The 18,374-nt window shown below is 47.5% G+C and carries 19 protein-coding genes; 18 read left to right on the top strand and 1 reads right to left on the bottom strand.

Going from position 1 to position 18,374, the window contains the following annotated elements; genetic code table 11:
* The first annotated feature begins 236 nt into the window (after positions 1 to 236).
* The 15 genes from AB4Z50_RS20545 (at position 237) to spoVM (ending at position 14,755) form a co-directional block, all read left to right on the top strand.
* Complete coding sequence (locus tag AB4Z50_RS20545; RefSeq protein WP_441881432.1) at positions 237 to 497, top strand: hypothetical protein; 261 nt, start codon at positions 237 to 239, stop codon at positions 495 to 497.
* A 24-nt stretch (positions 498 to 521) separates the two neighbouring features.
* A complete protein-coding gene (locus AB4Z50_RS20540) occupies positions 522 to 1,067 on the top strand; it encodes an NUDIX hydrolase (RefSeq protein WP_441881429.1) in 546 nt (181 codons plus the stop codon).
* A 111-nt stretch (positions 1,068 to 1,178) separates the two neighbouring features.
* Positions 1,179 to 1,703, top strand: coding sequence for a YfiT family bacillithiol transferase (locus AB4Z50_RS20535; RefSeq protein WP_076268265.1), 525 nt, complete (start codon positions 1,179 to 1,181; stop codon positions 1,701 to 1,703).
* Positions 1,704 to 1,959: 256 nt separating this feature from the next.
* Complete coding sequence (coaBC, locus tag AB4Z50_RS20530) at positions 1,960 to 3,171, top strand: bifunctional phosphopantothenoylcysteine decarboxylase/phosphopantothenate--cysteine ligase CoaBC (RefSeq protein WP_441881455.1); 1,212 nt, start codon at positions 1,960 to 1,962, stop codon at positions 3,169 to 3,171.
* Positions 3,171 to 5,663, top strand: a complete 2,493-nt coding sequence (gene priA, locus AB4Z50_RS20525) for a primosomal protein N' (protein ID WP_441881426.1) — start codon at positions 3,171 to 3,173, stop codon at positions 5,661 to 5,663. The genes coaBC and priA overlap by 1 nt, the downstream gene beginning before the upstream one ends.
* A 42-nt stretch (positions 5,664 to 5,705) precedes the next feature.
* On the top strand, positions 5,706 to 6,191 hold the full coding sequence (gene def / locus AB4Z50_RS20520) for a peptide deformylase (protein ID WP_218639590.1): 486 nt from the start codon (positions 5,706 to 5,708) through the stop codon (positions 6,189 to 6,191).
* Between the two features lie 4 nt (positions 6,192 to 6,195).
* A complete protein-coding gene (gene fmt, locus AB4Z50_RS20515) occupies positions 6,196 to 7,152 on the top strand; it encodes a methionyl-tRNA formyltransferase (RefSeq protein ID WP_441881422.1) in 957 nt (318 codons plus the stop codon).
* Entirely contained in the window at positions 7,149 to 8,660 is a 1,512-nt protein-coding gene (rsmB, locus tag AB4Z50_RS20510; protein ID WP_441881419.1) for a 16S rRNA (cytosine(967)-C(5))-methyltransferase RsmB, read from the top strand. Before fmt ends, rsmB begins: the two co-directional genes overlap by 4 nt.
* Positions 8,661 to 8,761: 101 nt before the next feature.
* The gene (gene rlmN, locus AB4Z50_RS20505; RefSeq protein ID WP_076268270.1) at positions 8,762 to 9,808 is read left to right on the top strand and encodes a 23S rRNA (adenine(2503)-C(2))-methyltransferase RlmN; all 1,047 of its coding nucleotides are present in this window, start codon (positions 8,762 to 8,764) and stop codon (positions 9,806 to 9,808) included.
* A 7-nt stretch (positions 9,809 to 9,815) separates the two neighbouring features.
* Positions 9,816 to 10,577 carry a Stp1/IreP family PP2C-type Ser/Thr phosphatase gene (locus tag AB4Z50_RS20500; RefSeq protein ID WP_076268271.1) on the top strand — a complete coding sequence of 254 codons (762 nt, stop codon included), beginning with the start codon at positions 9,816 to 9,818 and terminating at the stop codon, positions 10,575 to 10,577.
* 5 nt (positions 10,578 to 10,582) lie between these two features.
* Positions 10,583 to 12,691 (top strand): Stk1 family PASTA domain-containing Ser/Thr kinase, encoded by a 2,109-nt coding sequence (gene pknB / locus AB4Z50_RS20495; protein WP_441881414.1) that lies wholly within the window; start codon positions 10,583 to 10,585, stop codon positions 12,689 to 12,691.
* The gene (rsgA, locus tag AB4Z50_RS20490; RefSeq protein WP_339208838.1) at positions 12,642 to 13,616 is read left to right on the top strand and encodes a ribosome small subunit-dependent GTPase A; all 975 of its coding nucleotides are present in this window, start codon (positions 12,642 to 12,644) and stop codon (positions 13,614 to 13,616) included. The genes pknB and rsgA overlap by 50 nt, the downstream gene beginning before the upstream one ends.
* Before the next feature lie 5 nt (positions 13,617 to 13,621).
* Positions 13,622 to 14,266, top strand: a complete 645-nt coding sequence (rpe, locus tag AB4Z50_RS20485) for a ribulose-phosphate 3-epimerase (RefSeq protein ID WP_441881410.1) — start codon at positions 13,622 to 13,624, stop codon at positions 14,264 to 14,266.
* An 11-nt stretch (positions 14,267 to 14,277) separates the two neighbouring features.
* Entirely contained in the window at positions 14,278 to 14,553 is a 276-nt protein-coding gene (locus AB4Z50_RS20480) for a hypothetical protein (protein WP_076268274.1), read from the top strand.
* A 121-nt stretch (positions 14,554 to 14,674) separates the two neighbouring features.
* Positions 14,675 to 14,755, top strand: coding sequence for a stage V sporulation protein SpoVM (gene spoVM / locus AB4Z50_RS20475; RefSeq protein WP_010345573.1), 81 nt, complete (start codon positions 14,675 to 14,677; stop codon positions 14,753 to 14,755).
* Positions 14,756 to 14,854: 99 nt separating this feature from the next.
* Here spoVM and rpmB read toward each other — a convergent pair whose 3' ends face one another.
* Entirely contained in the window at positions 14,855 to 15,043 is a 189-nt protein-coding gene (gene rpmB, locus AB4Z50_RS20470; protein ID WP_053375639.1) for a 50S ribosomal protein L28, read from the bottom strand.
* A 293-nt stretch (positions 15,044 to 15,336) separates the two neighbouring features.
* Here rpmB and AB4Z50_RS20465 point away from each other — a divergent pair, with 293 nt between their 5' ends.
* The 3 genes from AB4Z50_RS20465 to AB4Z50_RS20455 are packed head-to-tail and all read left to right on the top strand — an operon-like array spanning position 15,337 to position 18,368.
* Complete coding sequence (locus AB4Z50_RS20465; protein WP_076268275.1) at positions 15,337 to 15,696, top strand: Asp23/Gls24 family envelope stress response protein; 360 nt, start codon at positions 15,337 to 15,339, stop codon at positions 15,694 to 15,696.
* 56 nt (positions 15,697 to 15,752) lie between these two features.
* Entirely contained in the window at positions 15,753 to 17,480 is a 1,728-nt protein-coding gene (locus AB4Z50_RS20460; protein ID WP_441881451.1) for a DAK2 domain-containing protein, read from the top strand.
* A 33-nt stretch (positions 17,481 to 17,513) separates the two neighbouring features.
* Positions 17,514 to 18,368: a DegV family protein gene (locus tag AB4Z50_RS20455; protein WP_441881406.1), complete on the top strand. Its 855-nt coding sequence runs from the start codon at positions 17,514 to 17,516 to the stop codon at positions 18,366 to 18,368.
* Positions 18,369 to 18,374 lie beyond the last annotated feature (6 nt).

The raw sequence follows: 18,374 nt of genomic DNA, 5'->3' as shown, positions 1-18,374 counted from the left end.
GAGTGTATACTGGGGACAGTATTACACTCCTTTTTCTTTTTTAATGCTCACAATTTTTGAAAGGAGCAATCCTGTGGATCCCATCTTTTTTACGATTATAATTATGGTTGTTTTCTTGTTTCTATTGTCATTTATTATCCGAGATTCGATAAACTCGTCTAAATTGACAAAGCAAGTGGAAATGCTTAATACAGAGATCCAAATGCTGAGGAAAGAAATCAAAGAGAACAAACATATTGTTGATAAGCGAGTTTGAGCAGGTCATATCGTTTCAAAGAGAGGCTGTGAGTGCGAGAATGATGGCAGATGAACAGGAACTCCGCGAAATAAAAGAGTCATTAGACAAGCTCGATCAACAGGTCAAGCGGCTCGTTGCTAAGCCAAGACGCAAACGCTCAGGATGGATGAACTTTGTTATTGGCTTTCTTATTGTGCTTGTAGGGATTGGCATGTCAGTTGGAATCTTTGAATTTCTGAAAATGATGAATAACCAATAATAGTCGATAAGGACGAACATCAAAATGAACATAAGCCTGCAATCTTTTCCAACATTATCTAAAGGTATAGTATGGGGTTTGGTTGAAAATTGTTTCTCTCTTGATTACGAAGTGGCGGAAGAATCTGTTAGCAATATTAGCATCATACCTACGGTTGGCGATCAATATGTAGTCATGAAGCTAGATGACGGAAGATGGGAACTTGCCGGAGGAACTTTAGAGCCTAACGAGCACCATATGGATGCCCTTGTTCGTGAAGTGAAAGAAGAACTTGGTGCAGAATTGGTTTCTTATACGTTGTTTGGCTGCTTTCAATGCCGCTCGTTTGCTGATGAGCCATATAGGCCGCATATTCCGCATCCGCATTTTGTGCGGCTAGTCGGCTATGGCGAGGTTAATCTGGTGGAGGCACCGCTTAATCCGCCAGACGGCGAGCAAGTCATTGCCGTTGATGTCGTGGATATTGACGAGGCAGTAGGTAGGTTCGAGCAAATAGGCAGATTTGATATTGCCGAGCTGTACAAGCTTGCTCACCAGTTAAGAAAAGCAGCGCTTAATCAAGGGAAATAAAACATAAAATACAGCTTGAAATGTGAATGGATTACTTAGAATTTTCTGCCGCATATGATATGATAGAAGCAGTGTTTGCAGGTGCAGGACGAATGAACAGGAGGGAACGGAATGGACAAATTACGTTATCCAATTGGCAGGTACTCGTTCGAGGGAATGACGGTTAAGCAGCGTGAACAATGGATTGTAGAGATTGAGAAGCTCCCAGGACAGCTAAGAGCAGCTTTGGCAGATTTGGATGAAGACATGTTGAATACGTCTTATCGAAGCGGCGGATGGAGCTTGCGCCAAGTAGTTCATCATTTGGCAGATGCATCGATGAATAGTTTTACACGATTCAAGCTTGCCCTGACGGAGTCCAATCCGACGATTAAGCCTTTTAACGGGGAACGCTGGGCAGAAACCGCTGACAGCCTGCAAGCATCGACAGATATCAGCTTAGCGATTGTAGAGGGTATTTATGCACGCTGGGTATTGCTGCTTCGTTCAATGAATGCTTCAGATTTCGAAAAAATGTTCTATCATCCAGAGAAGGGCAGTCAAATTGGATTAGCTTATTTTCTTGGATTTGTAGCTTGGCATGGCAAACATCATGTTGCTCAAATTACAAGCTTAAGGGAACGCAAGGATTGGTAGTACAATTCGTAATTATCAATGACAAATAAAGTTACACATTTCAAATAATATAACATGATAAGCTAGATACTTATTATGCGGCTTATCATTTTATCGCGTAACGAGCTTATCTGCCATTGGGCGGCTTCTGCCGTTTGCATATGAAATATAAAATTTGATGTTAACATATTGTGAAAGCAGTTTATATTTCATCATGAAACGGGCTATTGCCGCCAAAGGATGGGTTTTGCTGTTTACGCTTGACGGGAGATACACCATGCTAAAAGGAAAAACAATTATACTCGGCATCACAGGCGGAATTGCAGCCTATAAAGGCGCAGCGCTTTGCAGCAAGCTGGTGCAGGCGGACGTTAATGTGAACGTCATCATGACTGAATCGGCAACAAAATTTATAACGCCGCTCACGTTGCAAACGTTATCTCGCAATCCTGTATATATCGATACGTTTGATGAGAGAGATCCTGCGGTAGTTTCTCATATTCATTTGGCAGATCATGCGGATTTAATCGTCATTGCTCCGGCTACTGCTAATGCAATAGCAAAGCTAGCCGGAGGTCACGCTGATGATATGCTTAGCACAACGCTGCTTGCTGCTACTTGTCCGGTACTCATAGCGCCAGCGATGAATGTACATATGTATGAGCATCCAGCCGTTGTCCATAATTTGGAGCTGCTGGCGTCGCGCGGCGTGATGTTTGTTGAGCCTGGCACCGGGCAGCTCGCATGCGGCTATGTTGCCAAAGGACGCCTTGCCGAACCGGAAGATATCGTAGCTGCAATCGACTCGTGGTTCAGCAAAAACGGAAAGCTAAAAGGGAAGAAATTGCTTGTTACTGCAGGTGGAACGATTGAACGACTGGATCCGGTAAGATATTTGACCAATGACTCGTCAGGCAAGATGGGCTTTGCAATTGCTGAGGCGGGGCTGATGATGGGCGCTGATGTAACTTTAGTTGCGGGCCGTACATCAGCAGAGCCTCCTGCAGGTGTGAAGGTCATTCGTGTGGAGTCCGCGCAGCAAATGCTTGAAGCTGTAACGAGCATCTATGACGACATGGATATTGTCGTGAAGTCGGCAGCGGTAGCCGATTATCGAGCGGTACATGTAAGCGATCAGAAGATGAAGAAAAAAGGCGAGAAGCTCGTACTCGAGCTAGAGCGTACAACGGATATTTTGGAGACATTGGGACAGCACAAGCAGAAGCAGTTTCTTGTTGGTTTTGCGGCAGAAACGGAGCAGATCGAGCATTATGCGATGGACAAGCTGCGCCGCAAGCATTGCGACCTCATCGTTGCTAATGATGTAAGCAAGGACGGAGCGGGCTTTAACGGAGATACCAATATTGTGCAGGTATATGGCGCAGAAGGACTCGTGGAGAAGATGCCGCTATTGTCTAAGCGTGAGGTTGCGAATCGCTTGCTGGAGTTGATTGCAGGGCGGCTAGTGTCTCCTGGAGGGAACGGCTAATGATTGCTAAAGTAATTGTTGACGTGCCGAGCCGCCAGACGGATCGGCCGTTTGACTATGAAGTGCCTGCAGCCTTTGAAGATTGGATTGAGGTCGGCAGCCGCGTTGGCGTTCCTTTTGGCGGCCGCGTCTTGCAAGGGTTTGTCACGGAACTGTCGGAGACGACCGATGTTGCTATAAATCGATTAAAATCGATTTCAGAGCTGCTCGATCATGTTCCGCCTTTATTGCCGGATCTTATTGAACTTGCGAAATGGATGAGCGATAAATATTGTTGCTCATGGACGACAGCGCTTCAGGCTATGATTCCGGCAGCCTTGAAGGGAAAGGCTGAACGGCTGGTTGGCATTCAAGACGAAGAAGCAGCAATGGTGGATCTGCCGCCAGCTATGCTGGAGTGGCTAGGCAGCAGTGGACAGCTTGTTAAACTTGAAGTGCTGCTGGAGCGTTTTCCTGAGCATGCAAAGGCCGTCAAGGCTGCTCTTCGCGAAGGTGTGCTGGTCGAACAAACTTCAATTCGCGATCGACTTGCTGTACGCAAGGTGCTGACCGTATATGTGCCAGATAATGTGGAGGCTGTACGCGTACAGATGGAAGCCTTGCCTTCTCGTGCGGCTAAGCAGCGTGAAGTTCTTGCCTTTATGCTGGAGCATGGCGGACCACTGGCGCTGCAGCAGCTGCTCACTTTGGCAGGGGGCTCTGCGGCAAGTGTTCGTTCACTCGCAGAGAAAGGGCTGCTTGAGCTTAGAGAGGTAGAGCAGCAGCGCGATCCTTATGCGGGTAGAGAATTTGAACGAACGACTCCACTAGAGCTGACAGAAGGCCAGAAAGATGTTTATGACCGTATCGTTAGAGCAGTTGATGCAGGCGAGCCTCAGACGATGCTGCTGCATGGTGTCACGGGAAGCGGGAAAACGGAAGTTTATTTGCAGTCGATTCAATTTTGCTTGGAGCAGGAGAAGCAGGCCATTGTACTCGTTCCTGAAATTTCGCTGACGCCCCAAATGGTTGAGCGTTTTAAAGGACGGTTTGGCGACGCAGTTGCTGTGCTGCATAGCCGGCTTTCGAATGGCGAGCGATACGATGAGTGGCGAAAAATTCGCAGCCGCCAAGTTCAGGTAGCCATTGGCGCACGCTCCGCTATTTTTGCACCATTTGAACGAATTGGGCTTATTATAATTGATGAAGAACATGAATCCTCCTATAAACAGGAGGAAAGTCCGAAGTATCACGCTCGTGATGTGGCGGTCAGAAGAGCGAAGCAGCATGGAGCGGCAGTCGTTCTCGGTTCGGCAACGCCATCGCTGGAATCCTTTGCAGCGGCTAGCCGGCCGCTGTCTGCCCGGGACGAAGGCCGCGAGCCGGCATTGCTGCCAATGCCTAGCCGTGTAGGCGAAAGACCGCTTCCGCCGGTTGCCGTTATCGACATGCGCGAGGAGCTGAAGGAAGGCAACCGCTCGATGTTCAGCCGCTTGCTGCACAGCTCGCTTGCTGAACGTCTCGAGCGCGGAGAGCAATCGGTGCTGCTTCTAAATAGACGCGGTTACTCAACATTTGTGATGTGTAGGTCTTGCGGCTATACTGCAGCTTGTCCCCACTGCGATATTTCATTGACCTATCATCAGAAATCACGGGCGCTGCGCTGCCACTATTGCGGGCATGCCGAGCAGGCCCCAACCACATGTCCTTCTTGTCAAAGCGAGCATATTCGTTATTTTGGAACTGGAACGCAGCGGGTTGAGGAAGAGCTCTCGAAGCTGTTCCCGGGCATTCGTGTTATTCGCATGGATGTGGATACAACTACAAAAAAAAATTCGCATGAAAAGCTTCTGAAGCAGTTTGGCGAGCGTAAAGCGGATGTACTGCTCGGTACGCAAATGGTAGCGAAAGGTCTTGATTTTCCTTTTGTTACTCTAGTTGGCGTAATTGCTGCCGATACATCGCTTAATTTGCCTGATTTTCGCGCTGCAGAACGAACGTTTCAATTGCTTACACAGGTTGCGGGACGTGCAGGCAGGCATCATTTGCCAGGTGAAGTCGTCATTCAAACCTATGCTCCCGAGCATTATGCTGTAGTGACCGCTCAGCAGCATGACTACACTGCTTTTGTGAGTGAAGAGCTGCGTCATCGCAGTGCAATGGGCTATCCGCCTTATTGCAGACTGATTCTCGTTACGATGTCTCATGAGCAGCTGCCGCTGCTATCTTCCATTAGTGAACGATTTGCTTCTGATCTGCGAGAATTAGCGGAAAATGAAGGCGTCCTTATTTCGCTAAGCAGCGGTTTTGGTCGAGCACTGGAGGTGCTTGGGCCAGTAGCATCGCCGATTTCAAGAATGAAAGATCGCTACCGTTTTCAATGTGTGATAAAATATCGTGGGAGTATCGATGCTTCGGCCCTTGTTCGCAAGGCACTCATCCCGTTTACGGATGGTCCGCCGCAGCGCCAGGTGCAATTCAGTATTGACGTAGATCCACAAGTTATATTATAAATAGCTATTACTATTTTAATGAACGTAAAGGAAGGGAATACTATGAGTATCCGTATAATTGTAAAAGAGCCAGATCCGGTATTGCGGGAAGTGGCGAAGGAAGTAACGAAATTTAATGCAAACTTGCAAAAGCTGTTAAAAGATATGGCTGAAACGATGTACGATGCAGAGGGAGTAGGTCTTGCTGCGCCTCAAATCGGCATTTCGAAGCGTGTTATTGTAGTAGATGTAGGCGATGAGAATGGTTTGGTCGAGATGGTTAATCCCGTCATCGTAGAGCAAGAAGGAGAGCAGCTTGGTCCTGAGGGCTGCCTTAGCATTCCGAATCTTAATGGCGACGTGCTGCGTGCTGATCGCATTGTGGTAACCGGACAAGACAGCAGCGGACAGACGTTTACCGTTCAAGCATCTGGTTACTTCGCGCGCGCGTTCCAGCATGAAGTTGATCATTTGAACGGCATATTGTTTACCGATTTGGCGGAGAGCATCTACGACATTTCGGAAAGAGCTAGAAAAGGCGGCGAATAGCTTCATGCGTATCGTATTTATGGGGACGCCAGAATTTGCCGTTCCCTCTTTGAAGCTGCTCCTTGAGCAGCAATATAATGTTGTCGCTGTTGTAACACAGCCTGATCGGCCGAAAGGCCGGAAAAAAACGCTGACGCCGCCGCCTGTAAAGGAAGCGGCGTTGTCGCTTGGACTGCCAGTTCTCCAGCCTGAGCGCATGCGCAGTGCGGAGGCGGTTGCAATGGTTGCTGAGATGCAGCCGGATCTGATTGTAACGGCAGCTTACGGCCAAATATTGCCGAAGGCGCTGCTGGAAATTCCTCGACTTGGATGCATCAACGTGCATGGCTCGCTGCTGCCGAAATATCGCGGCGGCGCACCTATACAGCGTTCGATCATTAATGGCGAGAGTTCAACTGGCGTGACGATTATGTATATGGCAGAAGGACTGGACACCGGCGATATGATTAGCGTCGTGGAACTTCCAATTACCGATGAGGATACATCGGGCACGATGTTTGAGAAGCTGAGCATCGCAGGTGCTGAACTGCTTGGCAAGACGCTTCCTGCAATCGTTGCTGGAGAAGTAAAAGCCGAGCCGCAGCAGCATGAGCGAGCAACCTATGCGCCGAATTTGACCCGCGATGATGAACGAATTGATTGGACAAGACCTGCGCGTGCCATCTTTAATCAGGTGCGAGGATTGTCGCCAATGGCCGGCGCCTTTACGTACTTAAACGGAGAAGTATTCAAAGTGTGGAATTGCGGAGTTCCTTCGGCAGCCACAGCAGCTAAAGCTGCTGCTGAGCCAGGAACCGTAGTTGCCGCAGACAGCAGCGGCATTCATGTTCAAACGGGTGAAGGCGTACTAGTGCTGAAAGAAATTCAGCCCGCTGGAAAAAGAACGATGACCGCAGCAGATTGGCTTAAGGGTGCTCGCTTAGAAGCGGGCACACGATTAGGAGATGGTGGAGCAGCATGACGGAAAGTACACAAAAACCAAGTCCAAATCGCAATAGCAGCAACCGAGCAAAAGGAAAATCCGGAGCGAAAGCAGGTCATAAACGACCTGCTGCCGGCGGGCAGTCTGCTCAAAATAACCAGCAACCGGGACCGCGCAAGGTGAAATCTCCGCGTGAGCTGGCAATGGATACATTAGTAAAGGTTGCACAAACCGGTGCATACAGCAATTTGCAGCTTAATCGCACATTGCAGGATGCAGGTTTGCAGAGAGCGGACGCCGGGCTTGTTACAGAGCTTGTTTACGGCACGATTCAGCGACAAGTGACGCTTGATTACTGGCTTAGCCGCTTTGTATCCAAAGGGCTGAATAAGCTTGAGCCTTGGGTACATCAGCTGCTTCGAATGAGTGCTTATCAGCTATTGTACTTAGATCGCATTCCGGCACATGCTGCTGTGAATGAAGCCGTTACGATTGCAAAGAAACGCGGACATTCCGGTATTTCAGGTATGGTTAACGGCGTGCTCCGCAGTATTGATCGCGGACGAGCTGAGCTGCAGCCAGCTGAAATTAAACATAAAGATCCAATTATGCAAATTGCGCTGCGGCATTCCTATCCAGAATGGCTTGTAAGCCGCTGGGCTACGGCATACGGTTATGAGCAGGCAGAAGCTATCTGCGCTGCGGGCAATGAGCATCCGCATACAAGCGTTCGCGCTAATACACTAAGAGGGAATCGTGATGAAGCGATCGAGCTTCTAAAAGCAGCAGGATATGAGGCTGAGCCTTCTGTCATTGCTCCTGCAGGTATTACGATTAATCGCGGAGGCAATCTGGCCGATACGGACGGATTCCGCGAGGGTGTTTGGTCGGTACAGGATGAAAGCTCCATGCTGGTAGCTGAAGTTGTAGCGCCAAAAGCCGGCATGCAAGTGCTGGATTGCTGCGCGGCACCAGGTGGAAAGAGCGCGCATTTGGCAGAATTGATGGGCGGCAAAGGCAAGGTGTGGGCGAATGATTTGCATGCGCATAAACGTGATTTAATCGTGACGCAAACCGAACGCTTGAAGCTGCGCAATGTTGAAGCGATTACCGAAGATGCTCTCAAATTAGGCGAGCGCTTCAAACCGCAATCGATGGATGCCGTGCTGCTTGACGCACCATGCTCTGGATTCGGCGTTATTAGACGCAAGCCGGAAATCAAATGGACTAAAACCGCAGGCGATGTATCGGATATCGCTGCCATTCAACAGCGTTTATTGCATTCAGTATGTGATTTAGTGCGCCCTGGCGGTGTGCTTGTTTATAGCACATGTACGATAGAGAAGGAAGAAAATGAGCAGCAAGTAGCTCGGTTTCTGCAGGAGCATCCTGAATTTGAATTGGATCGCAATTGGCCAGAGGCTATCGTTGATCAGTTGATGAAAGCTGGAGCCATCGATGAGCATTTTAATGGACAAGCGCAGCTGCTTCCACAGCATTTTGACAGTGACGGATTTTTCATAGCAAGGATGGTAAAGCGTCCATAATCGCTGCTTATGGCTGAACATGGGCGTTTGTGGTAAAATAAATCGATGGCGGTGTTCAGCTTCTATGAGCCGCCCTACTATAAAGGTACAGGTGTGATGAAATGAAACCATGCATATATGACTACACGCTCGAACAGCTTCAACAATGGATGACAGATAATGGTGAGCCAGCATTTCGCGGCGGACAGCTGTTTGATTGGTTATATGTGAAGCGGGTAAAGAGCTTTGAAGATATGTCCAACCTATCGAAAGCCCTTCGCGATAAGCTGGAGGAGAACTTCCAAATTATTACACTTAATGAGATTACAAAGTTTGAATCGAAGGACGGAACGGTGAAGTTTCTATTCGGACTTCATGATGCCCACGCGATTGAGACTGTTATTATGCGCCATAACTACGGCAACAGTATTTGTGTAACGACACAGGTCGGCTGCCGAATCGGCTGTACGTTTTGTGCTTCGACGCTTGGCGGCTTGAAACGCAACTTGACTGCGGGCGAGATCGTAGCGCAGGTTGTTACAGCGCAGATGATGCTTGATGCTACCGGAGAACGTGTATCCAGCATCGTTATTATGGGTTCTGGGGAGCCGTTCGAGAACTATGATGCAACGATGGCTTTCTTGCGTATTATGATCCACGAGAAAGGCCTAAACATCGGTCAGCGTCACATTACGGTTTCGACTAGCGGCATCGTGCCGAGCATGTACAAGTTTGCCGAGGAGAATACACAAATCAACTTGGCACTATCGATCCATGCACCAAATGATGCGCTTCGCTCAAAGCTAATGCCGGTTAACCGTCGTTTTCCTTTTGCTGATGTAATGGCAGCTTGCCATAACTATATTGCGAAGACTGGCCGGAGAATAACATTTGAATACGCCTTGATCGGCGGTGTTAATGATCAAGCTGAGCATGCGCAGGAGCTGGCAGACGTGCTGCAAGGAATGTTGTGCCATGTTAACTTGATTCCTGTAAACCATGTCCCTGAACGCAATTATGTTCGGACTCCGCGCGAGGACATCTTTGAATTCCAGCGTGTACTTGAGAAAAATAAAGTGAGTGTAACGATCCGCAGGGAACAAGGGCATGACATTGCAGCTGCATGCGGCCAATTAAGAGCAAAACATATGGAGTCTCAGGCGAGGTGATGATTGATTGTTAACGGCAAACCGCAGTGATATTGGACGGGTTCGTCATGTCAATGAAGACCAATCATGGGTAAGTCAACTGAATAATGGAGTAACGCTTGCCATCGTAGCTGATGGCATGGGCGGCCATCAGGCTGGAGACGTTGCAAGCCAGAGGGCAGTTGACGCTTTCCGAAGCATGCTGGAGAAAAGCGCCGCTAAAGAGGACTTGTCTCTGCAAGAAGGAAAAATGCTCATAAGACAAGCGATTTCGCAGGCGAATGACGCTGTCTTTGAGCTTGCTTCCCAGAACGAGCAGTATCGGAATATGGGTACTACGATCGTGGCCGCTTTAGTGAAACAGGACAATGCTATTATAGGCCATGTGGGAGACAGTCGCGCTTACAAGATTACCGAGGGCGTCATTACACAATTAACGAATGATCATACACTTGTGAATGAATTGGTCAAGTCTGGCCAGCTTAGCGCAGAGGAGGCTGCTCACCACCCAAGGCGCAACGTATTGACTCGTGCAGTTGGTACGGATTCTCAAGTTGAAATCGATGTTCAAGCGGTAGAGTGGTCCGCACAGGACGTGCTGCTGCTGTGCAGCGATGGATTATCAAATATGGTGAGCGATCAGGAAATGCTGCAAACGGTCACGACGGATCAACTTGAGCTGGATGCAAAAGCTGATCATCTCATTTCGCTTGCGCTGCAAGCAGGCGGGGACGACAATATAACTGTCGTACTTCTCCAAGAAGCAGCTGGCACGAATCGAGAGGGGTGACAAGGATGATTGGACAGGATTTAGGCGGACGTTATGAAATATTGACTCGCATAGGCGGCGGCGGGATGGCGCTTGTGTATAAAGCGCATGATGTGCTGCTTAATAGAAAAGTCGCAGTGAAGGTGCTGCGGCAGCAATTTGTGCATGATGAAGAATTTATTCGCCGATTCCGTCGTGAAGCACAGTCAGCAGCTGCGCTATCTCATCCGAATGTCGTCAGCATTTATGATGTAGGACAAGAAGAAGATACGCATTATATCGTTATGGAATATATAGAAGGCCATAATTTGAATGAAATTATACAAGAACGAGCGCCGTTGCAGCCAGATGAAGCGGTGCGCATTGCTATGCAAATTGCAGATGCGCTTGATCACGCGCATCAAAATCACATTATTCATCGTGATATTAAGCCGCATAATATATTAATTGGCAAAAATGGACGTGTAAAGGTTACGGATTTTGGTATCGCAAGGGCGGTTACTTCATCCACGATTACACAGACAGGCTCGGTTATCGGATCGGTTCACTATTTTTCCCCTGAGCATGCCAAAGGAATCAATACCGGAGAAAAGTCTGACTTATATTCGCTTGGCATCGTGCTCTATCAAATGCTGACAGCTAAGCTGCCGTTTCTTGGCGAGAGCCCAATCAGCGTAGCTTTGAAGCATTTGCAAGAAAATTTCGAGGAGCCACGAATCGTTAATCCGCATATTCCGCAAAGCGTTGAAAATGTTATTCTCAAAGCGATGCGTAAAAATCCAAGTGAACGTTATAATTCAGCACATGAAATGCTGCTAGATTTGGATACCTGCCTTCGTCCCGATCGGTTGAAGGAACCCAAAATCACATTCGCACATGTTAATGATTTGGAAGAGACGCGAGTGATGCCTGCTATTCGCGGCGATATTCGGCCAACAGAAAACACACAAGAGATCGCGCGGCCTGTCAGCTCGGCAAATGATGAGCAGCAAAAAGAAGTTGAATTGCAGCCAAAGTCCAAGAGCTGGAAAAAACCGCTTACTGTCGTAGGTGTTACACTGCTCATACTGGCGATTATTATATTTGGCTTCATCAAACTTCTTGGGGTGCTTGATGTTGCAGAAGTAGACGTGCCTACTGTCGTAGGCAAAACCGAAATTGAAGCGCGTCAAGCGATTGAGGGCGCGGGGCTTAAGATAGAAGATCCAACCATTCGCGAGCATAACAAGGAAATTCCGAAGGATCAGGTTATAAGTCAGTCAAAAATGAATATGCGAGTCAAGGAAGGCTCCCTTATTCAATTAACGGTGAGTGACGGACCTGAGCTGGAAGAAATTGATAATTATGTTGGGAAAGCGTTGCAGACCGCTATTGATGAGCTTATTACACTTGGGATAACAGAGGATCAAATCGTAATTGAAGATCCTATTTTCAGTGAAGAAGCTCCAGATACGATCATTCAGCAGTCGCCAAAACCGGGTGAAGCCTACAATCCTGAATCGGTTGAATTTAAATTCGTGGTCAGCAAAGGCCGCGAGACCGTTGAGATGCCTAACTTAATTAACAAGCCGCTTGATGTAGCCAAGGATTTAATCAAAGCATACGAGCTTACATTAGACAAAGCTGATATTTTGTATGCTTCGAGTTATTTGCATGAGAAGGATCATGTCATTAGCCAAAGTCCATTCCAACCTAATGAGAAAGTAACCAAAGGGGAAAAAATTACAATCACTGTCAGCTCAGGGCCACCAGCCGATGCGAAAGAGCATAAGTTTAATATTATGATTTCACCGGCGGAAGCAGGCAAAGCAAGTGAAGTTCGAATTGAATACTCCGATGCACGCGGTGAAAATATCGTATCAGAGAAACGTAAAATTACAGGAATGGAAACCTTCGTAGTTACCGTTCTTGTCTCACCGGATACGGAAGCCAGAGTAACGGTATTCCGAGACAATCAGTTTATTGATATCAAAACAATTACGTACAAAGAAATAGTCAATGGCACGAATTCATCCAATTTGACTATTCCGGGTAATGAAGTGAAGGAAACAGAAGCGCCGACACAAACGGAGGTTACCCAAAACAATGATGAGCCAATCGAAGAAGAGCAGCAGCAAGAGCAGCAACAGCCATAATAGCAAAGAGGGTCATCTCAAAGGCACGATAGTAAAAGCGCTCAGTGGCTATTACTACGTAAGAGCGGAGAATGCGGCGTCGGACTCGGCAACAGTCCAATGCCGCGCTAGAGGCGTCTTTAAGAATAAGGGCTTAACGCCGCTTGTAGGCGATGCAGTGATGTATAGCTTGACGGAGAACGGTGAAGGAACCGTCGAGGAGCTGCTGCCTCGTACATCAGAGCTTATTCGACCGCCAGTTGCGAATATCGATCTTGCGATTCTTGTGTTTTCGGTTACAGAGCCTGCTCTCAATTTGCAATTGCTGGATAAGTTCCTTGTGCATATCGAGCATGCAGGCATACCAGCAGTATTATGCTTAAGCAAGCAGGACTTAGAGAAAGACGGTTTGGAAACGGAGGAGGCGCAAGCTGCGGCTGCCTCCGTTAATCGTATATACAGAGCACTTGGATATGAGGTGTTCGGGACAAGCTCTCGTTTGGGAGAAGGCATTGCTCCATTTCAAGAAAAGTTGAAAGGCCATATGGCCGTATTTGCCGGACAATCAGGCGTAGGCAAGTCATCACTGCTTAATGCGATCGTTCCTGGTCTTAAGCTGGAGACAAATGAAATCAGCAATCGTCTTGGACGAGGCAAGCATACAACGAGGCATGTGGAGCTTATTGAAATTGGAGGCGGCTTAGTCGCTGATACACCAGGTTTCAGCCAGCTGGACTTTCAGGAGCTGGGTATCGAAGATTTAGGTTATTGTTTTGTAGAAATGCGCGAGCTGTCTCCCGATTGTAAATTCCGTGGGTGCACGCATGTAAGTGAACCAGGCTGCGCCGTGCTTGCTGCGGTTGAGAGCGGGAAAATAGAAAAAAGCAGGCATGACCACTACTTGCTGTTTTTGACGGAGATGAGAGAGAAAAAACGGAGGTACTAACAACTATGACGATTATTGCCCCTTCCATATTATCGGCCAACTTTGCAAGGCTAGGAGAGGAAGTTCAAGCTGTCGAAGCGGCAGGAGCAGATTGGATTCACATCGATGTGATGGACGGTCATTTTGTCCCCAATCTAACTTTTGGACCGCCGGTCATTTCAGCTATCAGGCCTGTGACGAAGCTTCCTTTTGATGTGCATTTGATGATTGAACGTCCGGAACTTTCAATTGAGGACTATATTGCAGCAGGCGCGGACCGCATTACTATTCATGCTGAAGCTTGCGTGCATTTGCATAGAACCGTCCATTACATAAGAGAAAAAGGACTGCCTGTGGGCGTAGCAATTAATCCGGCAACACCTGTATCTGTTCTGGAGCCTATTTTGCATGATCTTGATCTCGTGCTTATTATGACGGTTAACCCTGGATTTGGGGGTCAGAAGTTCATTCCTTATTCGCTTGTGAAGCTGCGCCAGCTTCGTGCGATGCTGGAGGAGCAGGGACTAGATGATGTTCATGTCCAGGTTGACGGTGGTGTTAATCAAACAACGGCAGCAGTCATTCGTGAAGCTGGCGCTAGTGTGCTTGTGGCAGGAAGTGCCGTGTTCTCAGAGGTAGACCGAGCCGCGGCAATCGCGGTATTGCGCTAGGAGGTACTGCGATGAATGAACGGTTGAAAACAACACTCTGGCTGTTGATGTATACATTTCTTGCCGGACTGCTGCTAGCGCTATTCTCGATGATATCGGATTTTTATCGGTATCTCTTCTCACTGCTCGCATTGTACGTGGGCATTCGCTTTTTCCGGAGATTTGAAAAGCTAGGCATGCGAATCGCTTTTTTCGCGCTATCGATAGTATTTTATTTACTAATTGCTGTCGTTGGAGCGGCTATTATATATATAAGAGATAATCCAATGCCAATAACGGGCGCATAATAGGCTTTCCCCTCAGACGCACTATGGAATAGGACAAACTGACGACGCATAGGATGTTTACATGAGCGTAGTAATGTTGTCACGGATAAATTCGATGAGCGTGTCTGAGGAGGGATGAGGCATGAAATTTTATACAATCAAACTGCCTAAATTTTTGGGCGGGTTCGTAAAGGCGATTTTGAATACCTTCCAAAAAAATTAGGTCTAGATGCTGCAGGACACCCTTCGGCCGTGATCGTAGAAAAGCAAAAAAAAAAGCACCTGAGCGCTCAGGTGCTTTTGTCTATGGCCATTGCCATCATTATACGCGTGTAACTTTACCAGCTTTAAGTGCGCGTGTGCTAACATAAACACGTTTCGGTTTACCATCAACCAAAATGCGAACCTTTTGCACGTTTACGCCCCAAGAACGACGAGTTTTGTTGTTTGCGTGGGAAACGTTGTTACCTTTACCAGGTGCTTTACCTGTAAGAAAACATTTGCGGGACATGACTACACCTCCTTTAAATCTTGCTTGAACAAAACGGATTCCATTAATATGGCTTCGTTATGCGTGAGGAAAATTTCATTCGTAAGCGAAATAACATTTAAACACACTTGAATATCGTATCACAAACATTGGTTCTGTTCAACCTAAATATAAGGACAAGGATGTTCTTTATCGCTTTTAAAGCGAGCAACCATGCAGAATAACTGGATTTATTGAACAGACTTCTATAAAGGAGCCGTTTATAGTACAATAATACTTAGTCCATAATACATACAGTAAGGGAGTGTATTTCCATGCCAATGCAGCTAAGCACAGAATTAGGTTCCATACATGTCTCAGACCATTGCATAGCCATTATTGCGGGCTCTGCGGCCATGGATTGTTATGGACTTGTCGGGATGGCTTCACGCAAACAGCTAAAGGACGGAATTGCCGAGTTGCTCGGACGAGACAATTTGACTCGCGGCGTTGAAGTTAGACGAGTAAATGAAGAATTGCATATTGATCTCTACATCATCGTAAGCTATGGAACAAAAATTTCCGAGGTAGCGCATAACATTCAATCCAAGGTAAAATATGTGCTGAACGACGTAATCGGTCTACAAGTGGAAGAAGTCCATATAATTGTGCAGGATGTCAGGGTACTTAAGTAACAGGGAGGGAAATTTCGTTGAGTAAGCGCTTTATAAACGGATCTGATTTTACCGCAATGGCACTGCTCGGCGCGGATTATTTACAGCGAAACGCAGAGCACGTTAATGCATTAAATGTATTCCCAGTGCCGGATGGCGACACGGGAACAAACATGAACTTAACGATGTCCTCAGGCGTTCGCGAGCTGCGCAGCAAGCCGTCAAGCAGCATTGGAAAAACGACAGAAGCCTTATCTAAGGGGCTGCTGATGGGGGCTCGGGGCAATTCCGGCGTTATCTTGTCACAGCTGTTCAGAGGTTTCTCCAGGTCGCTTGCCGGTCTTGAAGAAGCGGGAACGGTGCAAATAGCCGCTGCTTTGCAATACGGTGTTGACCTCGCTTATAAAGCTGTCGTAAAGCCTGTAGAAGGAACGATTCTTACCGTTGCCAAGGAAGCTGCGAAGCATGCCGTTCAGTACGCCCGTAGAACGAGTGACGTGGCTGAGTTGATGCACGAGGTGCATCAGAAGGCATATGAAGCTTTGCAGCGTACGCCTGATTTATTGCCTGTACTAAAGCAGGTTGGCGTAGTCGATTCTGGCGGACAAGGTCTCGTGTTTATTTATGAGGGTTTCGTACGCAGCCTAGCAGAAATCGATGGCCAGCTTGATACTTATTCGATGCCGTCAGAAGCAGCTCCACCTGAAGAAGTGGCTGTTCCTATTATCGTGCCACCAATTCGCAAGCAAGAGCCGATCTCGGCACAAGCACGCTTAGCGACGGAAGCTATTGAATTTTTATACGATATGGAATTTTTTATCAATCGCAAGCTAAGCGGACAAGCGGGAGCGTTTTTTGATGAATCCGCTTACAAACGTGCTCTTGGGAAAGATGGAGACTCTATATTGGTCATAACAGAAGACGATATTATTAAAGTTCATGTACACTCTCGCAAACCGGGAGACGTACTGAACCTATCGCTTCCTTACGGAGAATTAACCGATATTCATATTCTTAATATGCGCGAGCAGCATCGTGATTTGCTTGAGCATGAGGCAGTGGATTCAGCCGTTGTTGACTATTCTGCAGCAGAACTGCTTGCAGGGCAGGCCGTACAGGGAGTTCCGCCTGGTCAAGTATTTGAATGGGCGCCGTTTGGAATTATTGCTGTTGCTCTAGGCGAGGGGATTACGAACATTTTCCTCGAAAATGAAGTGGATACGGTATTGTCTGGTGGTCAGACGATGAATCCGAGCACAGAAGATTTTGTGAAGGCGATCGAGGCTCTATCAGCAGAGCATATCTATATATTACCGAATAACGGAAATATTATTTTGGCAGCTGAACAAGCTGCTGAGCTTAGCGAGCGGAATGTTACGATTATCCCAACTCGCACGATACCTCAGGGTTTAGCCGCTGTACTTGCTTTTAAGGAAGACGAGACGGCTGAACGAAATAGCGCATGGATGAAAAACGCTGCTGAGCAGGTTATGTCGGGACAAGTAACAAAGGCTGTGCGAGATACGACCATTGAAGGTGTGGATATTCGCGAGGGCGATTACATCGGCATTAAAGAAAAGACGATAGTTGTATCCAAAGCAAGCTTGCTCGAAGCCTGCCAATCGCTCATTGCTAACATGCTCGATGCAGGTGGAGATTTGCTGACGATTTTGTCAGGTGAGGATGCGGAAGCGACAGAAACGGCGTCGTTATGCGAATGGATCGGAGAGCAGTATCCTGATCTGGAGCTTGAATTGCAAAAAGGCGGACAACCGCTGTATCCGTATGTTTTTGCTTTGGAGTAAATGTAATCGTTCTAACAATGGGAGGAAATGGCCATGGGAAAGGTCCGAATAGTAACGGATAGCACATCTGATATTCCGGAAGAGGTCAAGAAGCGCTTGGGGATATCGGTAGTTCCCCTTAAGGTGCTGTTTGGCGAGGAGACGTTTCTAGATGCCGTGACGATTACGTCCGAACAATTCTACGAGAAGCTTGCGCAGTCATCTGTTCTTCCTACAACATCTCAGCCATCACCAAACGAGTTCTCAGAAGTATATGAGCGCTTGCTTGCGGAGGACGCTGATTCACCTATTATTTCTATTCATTTGTCGGCCGCGCTCAGCGGTACGTATCAATCGGCTGTCATTGCTCATTCCATGCTCGAGCAAGAAGCGGATATTACGATAATCGATTCTAAATCTGCTTCATACGGGTTCGGACTACGTGTTGTGAGAGCTGCCGAAATGGCACAAGCAGGCGAATCGAAAGAACGGATTATCGAAGAGATTGAGCGTCTTGAGCGCAGTACTAATTTATACTTTCTAGTCGACACGTTGGAATATTTGCAAAAGGGCGGAAGAATTGGCAAAGCATCCGCGCTGATCGGTTCGATTCTTAACATAAAGCCTATCTTATCTTTGGACAAAGATGGGGTTGTGCTAGCTGTAGATAAAGTGCGCGGCTCTAAGAAGGCGATGGCTCGTATTATTGAACTATTGAAACAATCGTATGGCGATGAGCCGGTCGGTATGACTATGGCTTACTCTTTCAGTAAAGACACAGCTGAGGATTTGTGTGAGCTATTGAAAGCCCAGTTCAATGTACAAGAAATGAACTGGACGACGGTAGGTGCTGTTATCGGCACGCATACGGGACCTGGCACATCGGCCGTGTTTATGTACAGGATGTGATCGTAA

The sequence above is a fragment of the Paenibacillus sp. 2TAB26 genome (assembly GCF_052115145.1).
Taxonomy (GTDB): domain Bacteria; phylum Bacillota; class Bacilli; order Paenibacillales; family Paenibacillaceae; genus Pristimantibacillus.
Note: the sequence above shows the minus strand (reverse complement) of the source record. Positions and strands in the feature narration are given on the sequence as shown.

What these genes read in the sequence shown, in the direction of transcription:
- AB4Z50_RS20540 (WP_441881429.1), top strand. Translation starts at nt 522, where the DNA reads ATGAACATAAGCCTGCAATCTTTTCCAACATTATCTAAAGGTATAGTA.
- rpe (WP_441881410.1), top strand. Translation starts at nt 13,622, where the DNA reads ATGACGATTATTGCCCCTTCCATATTATCGGCCAACTTTGCAAGGCTA.
- priA (WP_441881426.1), top strand. Translation starts at nt 3,171, where the DNA reads ATGATTGCTAAAGTAATTGTTGACGTGCCGAGCCGCCAGACGGATCGG.
- AB4Z50_RS20480 (WP_076268274.1), top strand. Translation starts at nt 14,278, where the DNA reads ATGAATGAACGGTTGAAAACAACACTCTGGCTGTTGATGTATACATTT.
- rpmB (WP_053375639.1), bottom strand. Translation starts at nt 15,043, where the DNA reads ATGTCCCGCAAATGTTTTCTTACAGGTAAAGCACCTGGTAAAGGTAAC.
- def (WP_218639590.1), top strand. Translation starts at nt 5,706, where the DNA reads ATGAGTATCCGTATAATTGTAAAAGAGCCAGATCCGGTATTGCGGGAA.
- rsgA (WP_339208838.1), top strand. Translation starts at nt 12,642, where the DNA reads ATGATGAGCCAATCGAAGAAGAGCAGCAGCAAGAGCAGCAACAGCCAT.
- AB4Z50_RS20455 (WP_441881406.1), top strand. Translation starts at nt 17,514, where the DNA reads ATGGGAAAGGTCCGAATAGTAACGGATAGCACATCTGATATTCCGGAA.
- AB4Z50_RS20460 (WP_441881451.1), top strand. Translation starts at nt 15,753, where the DNA reads ATGGCACTGCTCGGCGCGGATTATTTACAGCGAAACGCAGAGCACGTT.
- pknB (WP_441881414.1), top strand. Translation starts at nt 10,583, where the DNA reads ATGATTGGACAGGATTTAGGCGGACGTTATGAAATATTGACTCGCATA.
- AB4Z50_RS20465 (WP_076268275.1), top strand. Translation starts at nt 15,337, where the DNA reads ATGCCAATGCAGCTAAGCACAGAATTAGGTTCCATACATGTCTCAGAC.
- rlmN (WP_076268270.1), top strand. Translation starts at nt 8,762, where the DNA reads ATGAAACCATGCATATATGACTACACGCTCGAACAGCTTCAACAATGG.
- spoVM (WP_010345573.1), top strand. Translation starts at nt 14,675, where the DNA reads ATGAAATTTTATACAATCAAACTGCCTAAATTTTTGGGCGGGTTCGTA.
- rsmB (WP_441881419.1), top strand. Translation starts at nt 7,149, where the DNA reads ATGACGGAAAGTACACAAAAACCAAGTCCAAATCGCAATAGCAGCAAC.
- fmt (WP_441881422.1), top strand. Translation starts at nt 6,196, where the DNA reads ATGCGTATCGTATTTATGGGGACGCCAGAATTTGCCGTTCCCTCTTTG.
- AB4Z50_RS20535 (WP_076268265.1), top strand. Translation starts at nt 1,179, where the DNA reads ATGGACAAATTACGTTATCCAATTGGCAGGTACTCGTTCGAGGGAATG.
- coaBC (WP_441881455.1), top strand. Translation starts at nt 1,960, where the DNA reads ATGCTAAAAGGAAAAACAATTATACTCGGCATCACAGGCGGAATTGCA.